Consider the following 13,718-nt stretch of genomic DNA (forward strand, 5'->3'; position numbering starts at 1 on the left):
AGTTTCTGCCGCTTTTTTTATGGTTAATTACTCAAATCGTTCGATTTATGTCTCCTCCCCTGCGCTATTATATCAAATTTGAGACAAATGAAAGCATGCCTCGAATTGAAAGGTTGTTGCTTAATACAAGGGATATTACTGGAATGTCCATTGTTGTTACCGGTGAGGTAGATGAAAATGGGAATAAAGGTGTATTCTGGATTATAAAGGCTAAATCCAAAGGTGTTGTCTTTAAGAAACCAATGGAGGTAAAAGTCTTTGAATACGATGGTGAATACATAATAATGAGTAACCCTTCCAGCAAGGAAGCCCCCTATTTAGTTGGCAGCCTCTTGTTCGTATTAAGACAATTGGGAGGAAAGCTCAGTGGTGTTCTTCCTGATTGGGCTGGTGAACCTTGGGAAACCGTGAGACACGGTTGGGACTCAAGCAAAGCGCATATTGCATAACTAGAAACCGAATGACATTACGAATAGCTGGGCTATTTATGAGTGGGCGTCATCCCTGCGGCCTGCTAGAAACGAAAGCGGCTGAAGCTACGGGAGCTTCGGCCGCTTTTCGCGTTATAACATTGTTCTAGCCCCGCCCACCGCTTCCGGACCCCAAACCCGCTCATGCCCCGCCCCGACGCTCACCCCCAGTTTCAGCCCGCCAGCCGCGCCGAGTGGCGGCAGTGGCTGGCCGCGCACCACGCCAGCCTGCCCGGCGTGTGGCTGGTGTACTGCAAAAAAGCCAGCGGCCTGCCCAGCCTGAGCTACGCCGAAGCCGTGGAGGAAGCCCTGTGCTTCGGCTGGATTGACTCGCACCCGCGCAAGCTCGACGCCGACCGCTCGCAGCAGCTCTACACGCCGCGCCGGCCCCGCAGCGGCTGGAGCCGGGTGAACAAGGAGCGGCTGGAGCGCCTCGCAGCCGCCGGCCAGCTCATGCCTGCCGGGCTGGCCGCCATCGCCCGCGCCAAAGCCAACGGCGCCTGGGAAAGCCTCGATGCCGCCGAAGCCGGCCTCGTGCCCCAGGACTTAGCCGATGCGTTGGCCGCCGATGAAAGTGCCCAGGCCCGCTTCGCCGCCTTCGCGCCTTCATCCCGCAAGCAGATTCTGACCTGGGTGCTGGCCGCCAAACAGCCCGCCACCCGCGCCCGCCGCGTGGCCGAAACCGTGCGAATGGCCGCCTTGGGCAAGCGGGCCAACATTGACCGGGAATAGCCGCAAAGCCCGCCAGAATCGCGCGGGCCGGGGCTTATTTGAGCACGTCCTTCAACTCTTCCAGCCGGAATTGCTGGTCCGAGGCAATGAACTCGCGCATCATGGCGGCGTGGCCCGACCCCACCAATACCAGCGCCTTGCCGTCCTGGGCCGTCATCGTTTTTTGCACCAGCGAATACATATACAGGTTGCGCCGGTACCACTCCGATACCAGGAACGCGCCCGCGAAATTGTCGGCAGCGCCCGCCCGGTTGAGGATTTCGAGGTAGAGGCCCTTGTTCCGGGCCAGCTCCGAGGGGCTGTTGGCATCGAGCAGCAGCTGCGTGAGGGTGTAGGTTTCAAGCTTCCGGTTCTGGCTGGTTTCGTACTGCTTGATGGCATCCTGCGATTTTTGCAGCAGCCCCACCTGCTTGGCTGCCTGCATGGTCTTCAGCACGCTATCGAACGGAAAGGCGGTTTTGTTGTAGTCGAGGGCGTAAACCCGGGTGAGGTGCGCCTTCTTAGCTGCCCGGAAAGCAAGCTGGATAATTTCATTCTTCAAATAGAAATTCTGGCGCTTTGCGGGGTAGGTGGTGCTTATAAATTGCTCGTAGTTGCTGCCGAGGTAGGCGGTGTAGAGCTTGTCCAGCTCCGGCTGCTCGTCCCAGGGCCACTCTACGAAGATTTTATCGGGGTGAAAAACGCTGATTTTTTGGGTGATGGTTTCCAGCTCCGCCTGCGCCTTGGGCGCCGTCACGTCGAAGGTTTTGGTTTTGGCGACGTCTGCGCCGGGGTTGTGAAAGTGGAAGGTACCCAGCAGCAGAATGTCGCTGGGTAGGGTTTGGGCCGCGCCGGTCGCCGCCGCGAGGCAGGCGAGCAGCAAAAAGAAAACGTGTTTCATGGGCGCAGTGGAAAGGAAGGAGGAAATGGATGGTGCGGCTACGGGCAAAACTATTGCGCCGGGCAAACAGTCTTCCGGGGCCAAACCTACCGCCTGGGCCGGTAAATGCCGCAACTCGTAACCCGGTTGCTTTGCCCAGTAGATACTTTTGTCCTTATGCTTTCCGAACCCACCTACCTCACGGCCCGCATGGCGGCCCCCATGGTCGAAGCCCACTTTGCGCGGCACCGCGCCGCCAGCGTGGAAGACGAAAAGCGCCTGGCCTCGCCGCCCGAAGCGCAGTGGGTGGAAGCCGTGATTGACGTGGCCTTCTGGGCCAGCCTGCGGCGGGAGGAGGGGCACCCGCCGCGCATCTCGCTGGCGCTGCTGCCGCTGGAGCAGGCCCGGCAGCCGCTGGTGTTTGGCCAGAAGCGCCGCCTCACGCCCGCCAACCTGCTCAAGCTGGCGCCCGCCGTGGAGCAGCCCGGCCTGCACCTGGGCGTGTGGCACGATGCCGACGGCCTCTACGTGTGGGGCACGGCCACGCGGGTGCCGCCGCTGTGCTTCGTGCTGGAGGTGGTGGAACCCGGCCTGCTGGTGGTGAAGCACCGCCGCGCCGGCGGCTTCGGCAAGTTCGTGAACGTGGCCGTGCTGCGCGGCGACCACCTGCAGCTCATCGACGAAGAGCACGGCGGCCTGAGCGACTGCGCGGCCCTGCGCGCCTTCCTGCCCGGCCGCAGCCTCCCTTCGCCCGACTCCGGCGAAACCGACAACGTGCTGCTGGAGCTGGCCGCCGCCATGCGCGCCCACCGCCGGGGCGGGCTGGTGCTGGTGGTGCCGCCCGGCTCCGGACAGTGGCAGCAGTCCATTGTGCAGCCCCTGAACTATCCCGTGGCCCCGGCTTATACGGGCATCCGGGCGGTGCAGCGGCCGGGGCAGTCGAAGCGCAAGTGGCAGGCCAGCCTGCGGCGCAACATCGGCATCGTGGGCGGCTTCACGGCCGTGGACGGGGCCACGGTCATCACCCACGAATATACTCTGCTGGCCTTCGGGGCCAAGGTGGCGCGGGCCAAAACCAGCACGCCCGTCGAGTCGATGGTGCTCACCGAGCCGGTGGTGGGCAGCGAGCCGCGCCGCCTGCACCCGGCCCAGAACGGCGGCACCCGCCACCTGGCCGCCGCCCAGTTCGTGCACGACCAGCGCGATGCCATTGCCTTGGTGGCTTCCGTGGACGGCTTTTTCACGGTCTTCGCCTGGTCGGATGAACTGCAGCAGGTGCACGCGCACCGCATCGACGTGCTGCTGCTGTGAAGCCGGCGTTCAACCGGGAGACGCGACACTTCGCGTTTCCCGGTTGAACGACTTACCTTAAACGACACGTTGACCCGAATCCGCCCGGCACGAACGACAAAACGCCCGTTGATGCGACGCTACTACCCCAAATCCGCGATGAAAATCCGCTTACTACTAGCCCAGGCACTGCTGCTGCTCCTCGGTTTCGGCTGCGGCAAAAGCAGCCCCGACGACCCCGCGCCGCCCGTCGCCCAGCCCGCCACCACCTTTGCCTACGGCGCCGATGCCAGCTGGGTGACGCAAATGGAAGCCGCCGGCCAGCGGTTCTACAACAGCGCGGGCACGCAGCAGGACCTGTTCACCATCCTGCAGGGCAAGGGCATCACGGCCATCCGGCTGCGGGTGTGGGTGGACCCCGCCAACGGCTGGAACAACACCGCCGACGTGGTGGCCAAAGCCAAGCGCGCCACGGCCCTGGGCCTGAGCATCATGGTCGATTTCCATTACAGCGACACCTGGGCCGACCCCGGCCAGCAGGCCAAGCCCGCCGCCTGGGCCGGCCAAAACGCCAGCGCCCTCGCTGCCTCCGTCACGGCCCACACCCTGAGCGTGCTCAATGCCCTGAAGACGAACGGCGTGACGCCCCTGTGGGTGCAGGTGGGCAACGAAACCAGCGACGGCATGCTCTGGCAGGAAGGCCGGGCCTCGGTGTCGGCCACCAGCTTCCGCAACTTTGCCGATTTCGTAAATGCGGGCTACAACGCCACCAAGGCCGTTTTTCCGAATGCGAAGGTGATTGTGCACGTTGCCAACGGCCAGGACGATGCCACCGCCCGCTGGCTCTACGACGGCCTGCGCACCAACGGGGCCAGCTGGGACGTGTGCGGCCTTTCGCTGTACCCAGCGTCGAACAACTGGGGCACGATGAACGCGCAGGCGCTGGCCACCATGCAGGACCTGACCACCCGCTACGGCAAGGAAGTCATGGTTTGCGAGGTGGGCATGAGCGTATCGGCCGCCACCGCCTGCCGCGATTTCATCGCCGACCTCATTGCCAAAACCAAGACGGTGCCGGGCGGGCTGGGCGTGTTTTATTGGGAGCCGGAAGCCTACGGCAGCTGGCAGGGCTACACCCTGGGCGCCTTCGATGCCAGCGGCCGGCCCACCGTGGCCATGGATGCCTTCCTCCACTAGCGGACAAGCAGTTAACTTGCTGCTCCCTCAAATGCTGCCGATGCCTTCCTTCATCCGTTCGACCGCCCTGCTACCGGGCTTTCTGCTGCTTTCGCACCTGGGCATGAGCCAAGCCACGGCGCCCGCCGATGCCCTGGCGCGGGCCGCCCGGCTGGAAGCCGGGAAGAGCTACGAATCGGCCTACGAAGTCCTCGACAAAGCCGACCCCAGGAACCAGCAGCCGGCGCTGGTGCTGCAAAAAGAGAAGCTGCTGCTCAATTACTATTTGATGACGCTCAGCTTCAAGGGCTTTGCCCTGAAAGACCTGGCGCCGGGCGAAACCGTGGAGCGGCTGCGCGGCAAAGAAGGCTCGTACAGCATGCACCTGCTCGACATTCCGGCAACGCTGGCGCAGCTGCAGAAGCGCTTTCCGCAGGACTACCGCCTGAGCCAGGGCCTGGGCGACTATTACTACCGCGCCACCCTCTGCCATTGCGGCGAGCAGGACAAAACCGAAGCGCAGCTGCTGGACCTGGTGATAAAGCACTACGGCGAGGCCCACGCCCACCAGCTCGGCGATTTCATGACCTACTACGCCGTGGGCTACGCGCAGCTGGCGCAGGGCCGGGCGCAGCCCAGCGTGGCGCCGTTCGAGAAGTCCATTGCCCTGAACGCGCAGTATCCGGACTCGCCTTACAACCTGGCCTACGCCCTGCAGCAGCTGAAAAGGCCCGCCGAGGCCATTCCGTACGCCCAAGCCTCCTTCCGGCTCTACACCGACCCCGAGATGAAGGCCGACGCGGCCCGCATGCTGGGCATCCTCTACGAAGAGCAGCAGCAGCCCGCCGAAGCCAAAAAAGCCCTGCTGCAAAGCCTGGAGCTGCAGCCGCAGCACTACGCCACCCTCCGCAACCTGCTGGAGCTGGCCGTGAACACCCACGCGCCCGATGCTCCCAGCTGGGCCGCCCGGCTCTACCAGCTCAATCCGGCCGATGACCAGATGTTTTCCGACATCATGGACATCTACCAGGCCCAAGACCAGTGGGCCGAGGCCGAAGCGTTTTTCAGCAGCCAGCTGCCCCAGGCGCCCAAAACCCCGGCGGCGCAGGGCCTGCTACACATGTACCTGGCCACGCTCAACATGCAGCTCAAGCGCCCGCAGGTGGCCCGGCCGCACTTCCTCATTGCCCGGCAGGAGCTCAGCAAAGTAGCCAAGCCCGACAACCCGTTGTTTCAGCTGATTGACAGAGGACTGGCCGAAAGCAAGCCGTAAAAAGTCGCCAGAGCGAAGTTAGAACAACCGAAAACGGTCATGCTGAGCGCAGTCGAAGCATCTCTACCGCGCAAGTAACTCATTTACTAGTGCGGTAGAGATGCTTCGACTGCGCTCAGCATGACCGTTCTTTCTTACTCAGCCTCAGAGCCGCCTACTTCACGAAGCGGCGCGTGGTGGTTTGCTGGTCGCTGGTGATGATGCTGATGGTATAAACGCCGGCCGGCAGCTCGGCCACGTTCACCGCGCCTTTCCCGAAGGAGCCGCTGGCCACGGGCTTGCCGTAGGCGTTCAGGATGCGGTACTGGCTGCCGGCCAGGGGCGTTTCGGTGCTCAGGTAGAGCTTATCGACGGCCGGGTTGGGGTAAAGCTCAGCGGTTTGCAGGCTGCCGGCGTTGGTGGGGGCTTCGTCGTCTTTGGTGGGCGCGGCCATGCGGGCGGCTCCCTGCTTGGTGATGCGCACCCAGTTCAGGTTGTAGCCTGCCGTCTGGGCGTAGATGCCGAAGTTGTAGGTGCCGGCGTTGATGGTGACGGTTTTCGACACGGTGGTCCAGGTCTGCCAGCCGCCGGTGGCCGGAACGGCCGTGTTGCCCAGCTGGATGCTGCCGGCGTTCAAATCCGAGGAAATGGTGCCGCCGCCGGCCCCGCTGGCCACCCGGTACTCGATGAGGTAGGTGCCGGTGGTGGGGAAGTTGATGCCGTTCCACACCAGGTAGTCGCCGGCGTCGATGTAGCCCATGTCCTGGCCGCCGCCCGCGTCGGAGCAGACTTCCGCCGTCATGCCGTTGTTCACGTTGGCCGCTTCGGCCTCCAACTGCCGGCTGAAGGCGGCCGTGGCGCTGGCGAAGTTGAGCCAGTTCACATTGCAGCCCGTGGAGGCCGAGGCAAACAGGCGCAGGGTTTGGTTGCCGGCCGGCAAATTCACCGTGGCGTTAATAGTCTGCCAGCTCTGCCAGCCGCCGGTGTTGCCCACGTTGATGCTGCCCAGCACCGTACCGCTGCTGTTGCGCAGCTGCAACGTAGCGCCGCCATTGGCGCTGGCCACGCGGAAGCCCACGGTGTAGGAGCCGGCTGTAGCCACGTTCACGGAGTAATCGAGCCAGTCGTTGGTTTCGAAGTAGTCCACGTTCAGGCCGCCCCCGGTGTCCGTCGTGGTTTCAGTTTGGGTGCCCGATTGGGTGGTGAAGGCTTCGGCCTCAATCTTGCCGGGAATGGCTTTGGGCGTGCCGGCCTGGCCTGCGAAGCCGCCAAACGTGGCCACCACCTTGGTGGGCTGCGGCGTTTGCAGGGTGGCCGACTGGTCGGCCACGTCGTCGTAGGCGAAGCCGTAGGACAGGTTATCGACGCTGATGCCGGGCAGGTGCCAGAAGCGGGCGTAGTAGTTCATGGGCGCCGCGCCGTAGAAGCTGGCCACATTGTACCAGTTCTGCTGGCCGGGGTTGGCGGTGGTCGTGTTCACGATGTGACGGTTGATGGCGGCCGTCATCTGGGCCTGCACCACAAGGTCCACGGTTACGTCGCCCACGCCGGTGGCCAGCACGCCCTTGCCCTCAAAGGCCTCCTGCGTGGTGGGCCGGCGCGTGATGATGCCCGTGCGCCCCGTGAAGGCCCCCGACTGGCCCACCACCGTCAGCCGGTCGTTGGCATCGACGCGGCCCTTGAACACGCCCGCGTTGCCGGCGTAGAAAATCAGGTCCTCGTTCCTGTACTTGTTCCAAATGGCATCGATGTAGGGCTTGAAGTAGTTGCCGTAGGGCCCGGCCGTGGTGCCGTTGGTGCCATCGTAGAAAGCCGGTGTTTTCGAGGGGAAGCTGATGACGCCCGTCGTGTTGTTCACCGTGCCCTGGAATTCGGTGGGCACGTTGGCCTTGTAGGCGGCCACAATGTCGGCGGCGGTTTTCAGCTCGCCGGTTTTCTTGTAGTAGCCGTTGCCGTACAGCTCCAGGCCCATGGGGTAGGCAAAGGCATCCACCCGCGTGGTGTTGCCGAAGAAGCCGCCCGCGTTGTTGGTCAGCTCAATGGTTTCGTAGAGAATGCCCGTGTTGGGGTCGGTGGGGCTCTGCGGGTTGGGCGCGGTGTAGCCCGAGGGTGCGCCGCTGGCCCCGAAAAAGTAGAAATACAGCTGCTGCCCTCTGGAGATGTACACCCGGCAGCCCGCAATGTAGGGCAGGGTGAACGTGTGGTTCGGGATGTTGCTGAGCCGGGTGAAGCAGGCCGCGTACTTCGAATTCTGGCCCGGCCCGGTGTTGCCGTTGATGGTGGGCCCGGTCACGGTGTTGTAGCTGCTGCTCATGGGCAGCACCTGGCTGTTGGCGGCGTTTATCCAGACGTGGTTGTTGCTGGGGTCGATGCCGACGATGGCCACATACAGGTCGGTGTCGGCAAAGGGCGAGCTGTTGTTGATGGTGAACGGAATGGAGCCCTGCGCCCGCCCAAGCCGGGGCAGCAATGCGCCGAACAAAAAGGCCAGAAGGGAAAACAGCGTAAGCTTTTTCATAAGGTGTGGGAATTGGAAAATGGTGAGAGAAAGCAAGCTCCGGCCGCCCGGCCGGGAGTGGTAAGCACCAGAAGATTGGCGGCGGGTGGCGCGGCCGGTCTGCCATCAGCAAGGCCGGGGCAAAGCCCGCGAGCCCGCGTTGGAGGCCCGATTTGGAACGCAAGCTAGAGGTGTTTTTAGCAGAAGTAAAGCCTTGTCAGCTAGCTGTAATGGCCCTTTTGCGCCTGCCTGCACGCTTACTGCACACGCCCGCCCGCGCTTTTCCGGCCGGGCCGGGCAAGGCCGGTATTCTCATTTGACAGGCCCGATACCTCCGCGGCAGCCCACGGCTTGCGGATAAACAACAACCGGCCTTCGGATAAAAAACAATCGGGTTTTGGAAAGATTTTTTGGCGCGCCGGGAGCGGTGTTTTCAGCGTGTAATTCAACCTTGGAATTATGCTGTGTTCGTTTCGCAAAGGTTTGGGGAAGGGCCGGACAACCTTTCGGGCCAATCTGCGAATACCCTAGCCCTGCCGACTGCGCCGAAGTGGCCGGCCGCATTGCATTGGTTGCCCTTCTGCCATGGCCTTCCCCTTCCAATTTTTGCTGGAAACCGTTTTACCGCAGCTCCTTATGGCCAAAGACAAGAAGAAACACTCGAAAAAGGACAAGGCTTCCGAAAATATTCTGGATGCCGCTGCCCTGTCGCTCAAGAAGTTCCGCAAGGTGACGAAGCAGATTGGCAAGCTCAGCACCGGCCAGAAGGTGGTGGGAGGCATTGCGCTGGCCGCCGCCGGCCTGGCCTACCTCGCCGCCCGCGAAACCGACGAAACGGCCGCGCTGCCGGCCGCCAAAGACGCCCCCGCCGACGGTGCCGACGACGACGACGACGACGCGAAGCCGCATAAGCCCGCCGGCCCGCACCACCGCAAACGCCAGAAATTCCAGACCGGGTAAGCGCCCACTGCCAGGCCTGCCACCCATTATTCTCTCATCAACAGCCCCATGAAAAAGACCAAAGACAAAACCAAGAAAGCCAAGCCCGCCAAGAAAGGCCTGCTCGGCGGTGCCTCCAAGTCGCTGAAAAAGCTGGGCAAGCGCAAGCTCAGCACCACCCAGAAAGTGGTGGCCGGGGCCGCGCTGGCCGCCATCGGCCTGAGCCTGTTGGCCAAGCGCCGCAAAGCCGGCGCGCCCACGGCAGCCGAAACCGATGCCACCACCGACGCCATTGCCGCCGAGCACAACCTGGCCGCGATGGACGCCAACGCCTAGCAAGTGCCGCGCCGGCTGGCCCGGCGCGGGGCAGTAAAGCAAATCCTGCAACGAAGCGAGCGGGACGCCTCGGCTGTGCGCGGCCTGACGGATGGCTAAAAGCAAAAAACGGCTGACGCTCCAGGAGCGTCAGCCGTTTTTGCTGGTGGTATGCTTTTACTATTCAGCGGCTTCGGGCGCGGCAGCGCCGGCCTTTTTCACGCGCACGGCGTTGGGGCCTTTCTGGCCCATCTCGGTTTCGAACGTCACCTTGTCGCCCTCGCCAATGGTGAGGCCGCCCAGGGCGTTGGCGTGCACAAAAATGCTTTCCTGGCTCTGGCTGTCCTTGATGAAGCCGTAGCCCTTCGACGTGTTGAAGAACGTGACCGTGCCGGTGCGGGTGCTGTCTTCCGGCTCCCGGTCTTCCTGCTTGGCCACGCTGATGCGGATGTCCTCGTCCTTGATGACGCGCTTCTTGGTGGGGTCGGGCGGGGTGGAGGTGATGTTGCCGTTTTCGTCCACATAGGCAAACATTTCCTCTAAGGCCGCGCCGCTTTTGGCGTTGGCCTGGCGCTCGGCTTTGCGCTCTTCCTTCTCGGTTTTCTTCTTCGCGCGCTTTTTCTCGTTGTCTTTCTTACCAAATGTCTCTTGAGACCTACCCATAGTGTGGTGTTGCTAAATCGTTGTGCTGGTCAGGGTCGGCAAAAGGCCCGGCGATGACCAGCGGAGTGGATTGTTACGAAGATACGCAATATATAAGGCCGATGGCCAGCTTCGCTTATTGCGAAATGCTCCAGCGGGTTTTTCGCCAGGCTTCCCGCTGGGCCGGCGTGAGGAAAGTCCAGGCCACCAGGCGGCTTTTCTTCTGGCCCTGGGCCATGTCGATGGTGCGTACCTCGGTGGCGCCGGCCGTTTGCAGGGCGCGGTACACGCCGGGCAGGGTTTCTTTTTTCGACACCAGCGACGTGAACCAGTAGCAGGCGCGGGGCCGCCGGCCGCTCTCCTGCACCATGCGCCGGATGAAGGCCGCCTCGCCGCCCTCGGTCCACAGCTCGGCGTTTTGCCCGCCGAAGTTTAGCGTGGGCCGGGGGCCGCGCGCGGTGCCCAGGCTGCTGGTTTTGCGCTGGGTGCCGGCCGCCGCCTCGGCCGCCGAGGCGTGGAACGGCGGGTTGCACATCGTCAGGTCGAACACCTCGCCCTGCTGAATGAGGCCGTCGAAAATGCGGGTGCGGACCGGCTGCAGCCGGCACTCGATGGCGCCGGCCAGGCCGGGGTTGGCGGCTTCAATCTGCTGGGCGGCGCGCACGGCCACCCCGTCAATATCGGAGCCCACGAAGTGCCAGCCGTATGCCTGCCGGCCGATGATGGGGTAGATGCAGTTGGCCCCCACGCCCACGTCGAGCACCGTGATGTCCTGGCCGGGCGGCAGCACGCCGCCGTTGCTCTCGGCCAGCAAATCGGCCAGGTAGTGCACGTAGTCGGCCCGGCCGGGGATGGGCGGGCACAGGTAGCCCCTCGGAATATCCCAGTGCTCGATGCCGTAGAACTGCTTCAGCAGGGCCCGGTTGAGGGCTTTCACGGCAGCGGGGTTGGCAAAGTCAATCGACAGGTTGCCGTAGGGATTGGGGCGCACGAAAACTGCCAGCTCGGGGCTGGCATTGCGCAGCTGCGGAAAATCGTAGGGTGCCCGGTGCGGGTTGCGCGGGTGCAGCTGGTCTTTTTCGGCGGGCGGGGTGGGGGCCGGAGCAGGGGAGGGCTTTTTCATGGTTGGCAATGGTACGGCTCTGTCATCCTGCGCGTAGCGAAGGACCTTGTCACTTTTTAATTACTGCGGTTCTTCGGTGATGAGGTCCTTCGCGCTGCGCAGGATGACAGGCGAAAATCGGGGCAAATGGCTGTTAGGTAGTCTTATACAAATACCAGCCATCGCCCAGCGGCTTGAGCACGATGAGGTGCTCGGGCGACATGGCGGGCAGCAGCGCCGGCTGGGGCTGGTAGAGCAGGCCCACCGTGCTGCTGACCTTGCCCCCGATGACGAACTCCAGGCAGCTGGCGCAGCCGGTTTCGCGGCGCGTCACGCGGCTCAGAAACAGCTTGCGGAGCAGGGCGTGCACGGCGGGGTTGGCATTGGCGGCCTGCTCGCTGGCGGCGGCCACGCTGTCGGAAGCAAAATAGTGCCCGGCCTGCACCAGGCGCAGCACCTTGCGGAAATCGGCCCGGTTCTTCCGGAAATGCGCGGCGATGTCGGCATCGGCGGCGGTCCACAGGCGCAGGTTGCCCAGCGTGAAGGCGTGGCTGGCGTCGGGGTGCTTGCGGTCGTAGTCGGCCACTTCGGCCGGCGGCATGGCGGCCAGCAGGGCCACCATGGGCGGGCCCAGGTGCGTCATGGCCAGGTTGCGGATGGCGCCCAGCTTCCAGCCCCCGGCCTCGCGGCGGAAGTGCAGGTAGAAGTCGCGCCGGCTGGCCGAGTCGCGCAGCTCCACGGCCACCACGGCCATGGCCGAATCCTGCCCCACCAGCTGGCAGGTGCGGCGCAGCGGCCGCGGAATCTGCTGGCCCAGGGTCTGGTCTTTGGCCTGGCCGGCCACCTCGCAGCAGAGGTAGTCCTTCATGGGCGGCCAGCCGGCGGGGGCCACAAACTGCTCGGCAATCTGGAGCGGCTGGAGCGGGGCCGGCACGGCGATGGCCGCGCCCAGCCCCCAGAGGCAGAAAAATAGTAGCAGGTATTTCATGCGGAAGCTAAACGGCAAAACAGCCGGCTTAAATTCCGGTATGCTTCCGCAATATGGGGCCGCTGCCCGTTTCTTTGCCGCATGAAGCGTCGGCGGTTCTGGTTTTTGCACGGTGCGCTGGCGTTTGGCATTCCGGCCCGGCTGGCTGCCCAGCCTGCGCCACTCACGCACCAGCAGTACCTGGAGGACTTCGATTTCTTCTGGGAAACCGTGCGCGACAACTACGGCTACTTCAACCAGAAGCAAACCGACTGGCAGCGCGTTCGCACCATCTACCGCGCCCAGGCCGACACGCTGCACAGCCGCCGCGCCTTCGTTCGGCTGCTCGAAAATGCCCTGGCCGAGCTCTACGACAACCACGCCGGCCTCACCACCAACCGGCCCGACTCGCGCCGCCTCGTGCCCACCGGCACCGATGTGTGGGCCACTTTCGTGAACGACCAGGCCGTGGTGGCGCAGGTGCGCGCCGGCTACGGGGCCGGGAACGCAGGCGTGAGGCCCGGCGCCGTTATCGAAGCCGTGAACGGGGTGCCCGTGGCCGAGGCCATTCGCCCCTGGCTGGGCCAGACGCTGCGCACGCCCGATGCCGCCGCCCGCAACTTCGCCCTGGGCCAGCTGCTGGCCGGCGACCACCGCACGCCGCGCACCTGGACCGTGCGCGCGGGCAGCCGCACCTTCACGGCCCAGCCCGATGTGCCGGCGCCACTGCTCGAAACCACGCACTACGCGGGCCTGCTGGAGGTGCGCCGCCTGGGCGACCAGGGCAGCATCGGTTACCTGAAAATCAACAACAGCCTGGGCGATAACCGCCTCATTGCCAGGTTCGACAGCGCCATGACGGCGCTAAAAGATACCCAAAGCCTCATCCTGGACCTGCGCGAAACGCCCAGCGGCGGCAACACCACCGTGGCCCGTGCCATCATGGGGCGCTTCATTGAGAAGGAAGGACCCTATCAACGCCACGAGCTGCCCAGTGAGGAAGCCGAAACCGGTATTCCGCGCCGCTGGCTGGAGCTGGTGGCCCCGCGCGGCCCGCGCTACGGCAAGCCACTGGTGGTGCTGGTAGGCCGCTGGACGGGCAGCATGGGCGAGGGCCTGACCATCGGCTTCGACGCCCTGCGCCGTGCTACCAGTGTGGGCACCGAAATGGCGCAGCTCAAGGGCGCCATCTATTCCTATAAACTGCCGCATTCAGGCATCGGTTTCAGCTTTCCCGTCGAGCGGCTGTACCACGTCAACGGCAAGCCCCGCGAAGCCTTTCGGCCGCATTTTACCCTCGATTTGATAAAAGCGAGCCGGGAAGCAAGGCCGAGCCCCGACCCAGTGATGAAAGAAGCCCTTGGCTTGCTGGAACACAAGGACTAACCGCTGTCGGGGCTAGCGCGGCCGGGCCGGGCCCCGGCCACCGGCTTTGCGGCCGCCGGCCGCCGGGCGGCTGCCCAGGCTGCCGCTTTTG

The 13,718-nt window shown here is 64.0% G+C and carries 14 protein-coding genes; 8 read left to right on the forward strand and 6 right to left on the reverse strand.

The genetic code is table 11. The features are described 5' to 3' along the window. Window positions 1-47 precede the first annotated feature (47 nt). Together ACYVHT_RS22340 and ACYVHT_RS22345 are read left to right on the forward strand one after the other, a co-directional pair. A complete protein-coding gene (locus ACYVHT_RS22340; RefSeq protein ID WP_460557444.1) occupies window positions 48-449 on the forward strand; it encodes a hypothetical protein in 402 nt (133 codons plus the stop codon). A gap of 165 nt (window positions 450-614) precedes the next feature. Further along, window positions 615-1,202, forward strand: coding sequence for a YdeI/OmpD-associated family protein (locus ACYVHT_RS22345; protein WP_460557446.1), 588 nt, complete (start codon window positions 615-617; stop codon window positions 1,200-1,202). A 34-nt stretch (window positions 1,203-1,236) separates the two neighbouring features. On the opposite strand, the gene ACYVHT_RS22350 is transcribed toward ACYVHT_RS22345, so the two are convergent. Next, window positions 1,237-2,082: a DUF5694 domain-containing protein gene (locus ACYVHT_RS22350; protein WP_460557448.1), complete on the reverse strand. Its 846-nt coding sequence runs from the start codon at window positions 2,080-2,082 to the stop codon at window positions 1,237-1,239. A gap of 156 nt (window positions 2,083-2,238) precedes the next feature. Between ACYVHT_RS22350 and ACYVHT_RS22355 the strand changes: the two genes are divergently transcribed. From ACYVHT_RS22355 to ACYVHT_RS22365, 3 genes are all read left to right on the forward strand, one after another. Beyond that, window positions 2,239-3,372: a putative sensor domain DACNV-containing protein gene (locus ACYVHT_RS22355; RefSeq protein WP_460557450.1), complete on the forward strand. Its 1,134-nt coding sequence runs from the start codon at window positions 2,239-2,241 to the stop codon at window positions 3,370-3,372. Window positions 3,373-3,510: 138 nt separating this feature from the next. Then, a complete protein-coding gene (locus tag ACYVHT_RS22360) occupies window positions 3,511-4,548 on the forward strand; it encodes a glycoside hydrolase family 53 protein (RefSeq protein WP_460557452.1) in 1,038 nt (345 codons plus the stop codon). A 40-nt stretch (window positions 4,549-4,588) separates the two neighbouring features. Next, window positions 4,589-5,800 carry a tetratricopeptide repeat protein gene (locus tag ACYVHT_RS22365; protein WP_460557453.1) on the forward strand — a complete coding sequence of 404 codons (1,212 nt, stop codon included), beginning with the start codon at window positions 4,589-4,591 and terminating at the stop codon, window positions 5,798-5,800. 154 nt (window positions 5,801-5,954) lie between these two features. Here ACYVHT_RS22365 and ACYVHT_RS22370 read toward each other — a convergent pair whose 3' ends face one another. Continuing rightward, entirely contained in the window at window positions 5,955-8,297 is a 2,343-nt protein-coding gene (locus ACYVHT_RS22370; protein WP_460557455.1) for a beta-1,3-glucanase family protein, read from the reverse strand. 236 nt (window positions 8,298-8,533) lie between these two features. Further along, window positions 8,534-8,725, reverse strand: a complete 192-nt coding sequence (locus ACYVHT_RS22375; protein ID WP_460557458.1) for a hypothetical protein — start codon at window positions 8,723-8,725, stop codon at window positions 8,534-8,536. 187 nt (window positions 8,726-8,912) lie between these two features. Here ACYVHT_RS22375 and ACYVHT_RS22380 point away from each other — a divergent pair, with 187 nt between their 5' ends. Continuing rightward, entirely contained in the window at window positions 8,913-9,236 is a 324-nt protein-coding gene (locus ACYVHT_RS22380) for a hypothetical protein (protein WP_460557460.1), read from the forward strand. A 48-nt stretch (window positions 9,237-9,284) separates the two neighbouring features. After that, on the forward strand, window positions 9,285-9,551 hold the full coding sequence (locus ACYVHT_RS22385) for a hypothetical protein (protein WP_460557462.1): 267 nt from the start codon (window positions 9,285-9,287) through the stop codon (window positions 9,549-9,551). 159 nt (window positions 9,552-9,710) lie between these two features. Here the strand turns inward: ACYVHT_RS22385 and ACYVHT_RS22390 are convergent, their stop codons facing one another. The 3 genes from ACYVHT_RS22390 to ACYVHT_RS22400 all read right to left on the reverse strand — a co-directional run bounded on the left by ACYVHT_RS22390 (window position 9,711) and on the right by ACYVHT_RS22400 (window position 12,262). Continuing rightward, entirely contained in the window at window positions 9,711-10,193 is a 483-nt protein-coding gene (locus ACYVHT_RS22390; protein WP_460557464.1) for a cold-shock protein, read from the reverse strand. Between the two features lie 115 nt (window positions 10,194-10,308). Next, window positions 10,309-11,295, reverse strand: a complete 987-nt coding sequence (rlmF, locus tag ACYVHT_RS22395) for a 23S rRNA (adenine(1618)-N(6))-methyltransferase (protein ID WP_460557466.1) — start codon at window positions 11,293-11,295, stop codon at window positions 10,309-10,311. Window positions 11,296-11,428: 133 nt separating this feature from the next. Then, complete coding sequence (locus tag ACYVHT_RS22400; protein ID WP_460557467.1) at window positions 11,429-12,262, reverse strand: hypothetical protein; 834 nt, start codon at window positions 12,260-12,262, stop codon at window positions 11,429-11,431. 81 nt (window positions 12,263-12,343) lie between these two features. Here ACYVHT_RS22400 and ACYVHT_RS22405 point away from each other — a divergent pair, with 81 nt between their 5' ends. Beyond that, complete coding sequence (locus ACYVHT_RS22405; RefSeq protein WP_460557469.1) at window positions 12,344-13,627, forward strand: S41 family peptidase; 1,284 nt, start codon at window positions 12,344-12,346, stop codon at window positions 13,625-13,627. Window positions 13,628-13,718: the final 91 nt, after the last annotated feature.

The sequence above is a fragment of the Hymenobacter daeguensis genome (genome assembly GCF_054780555.1).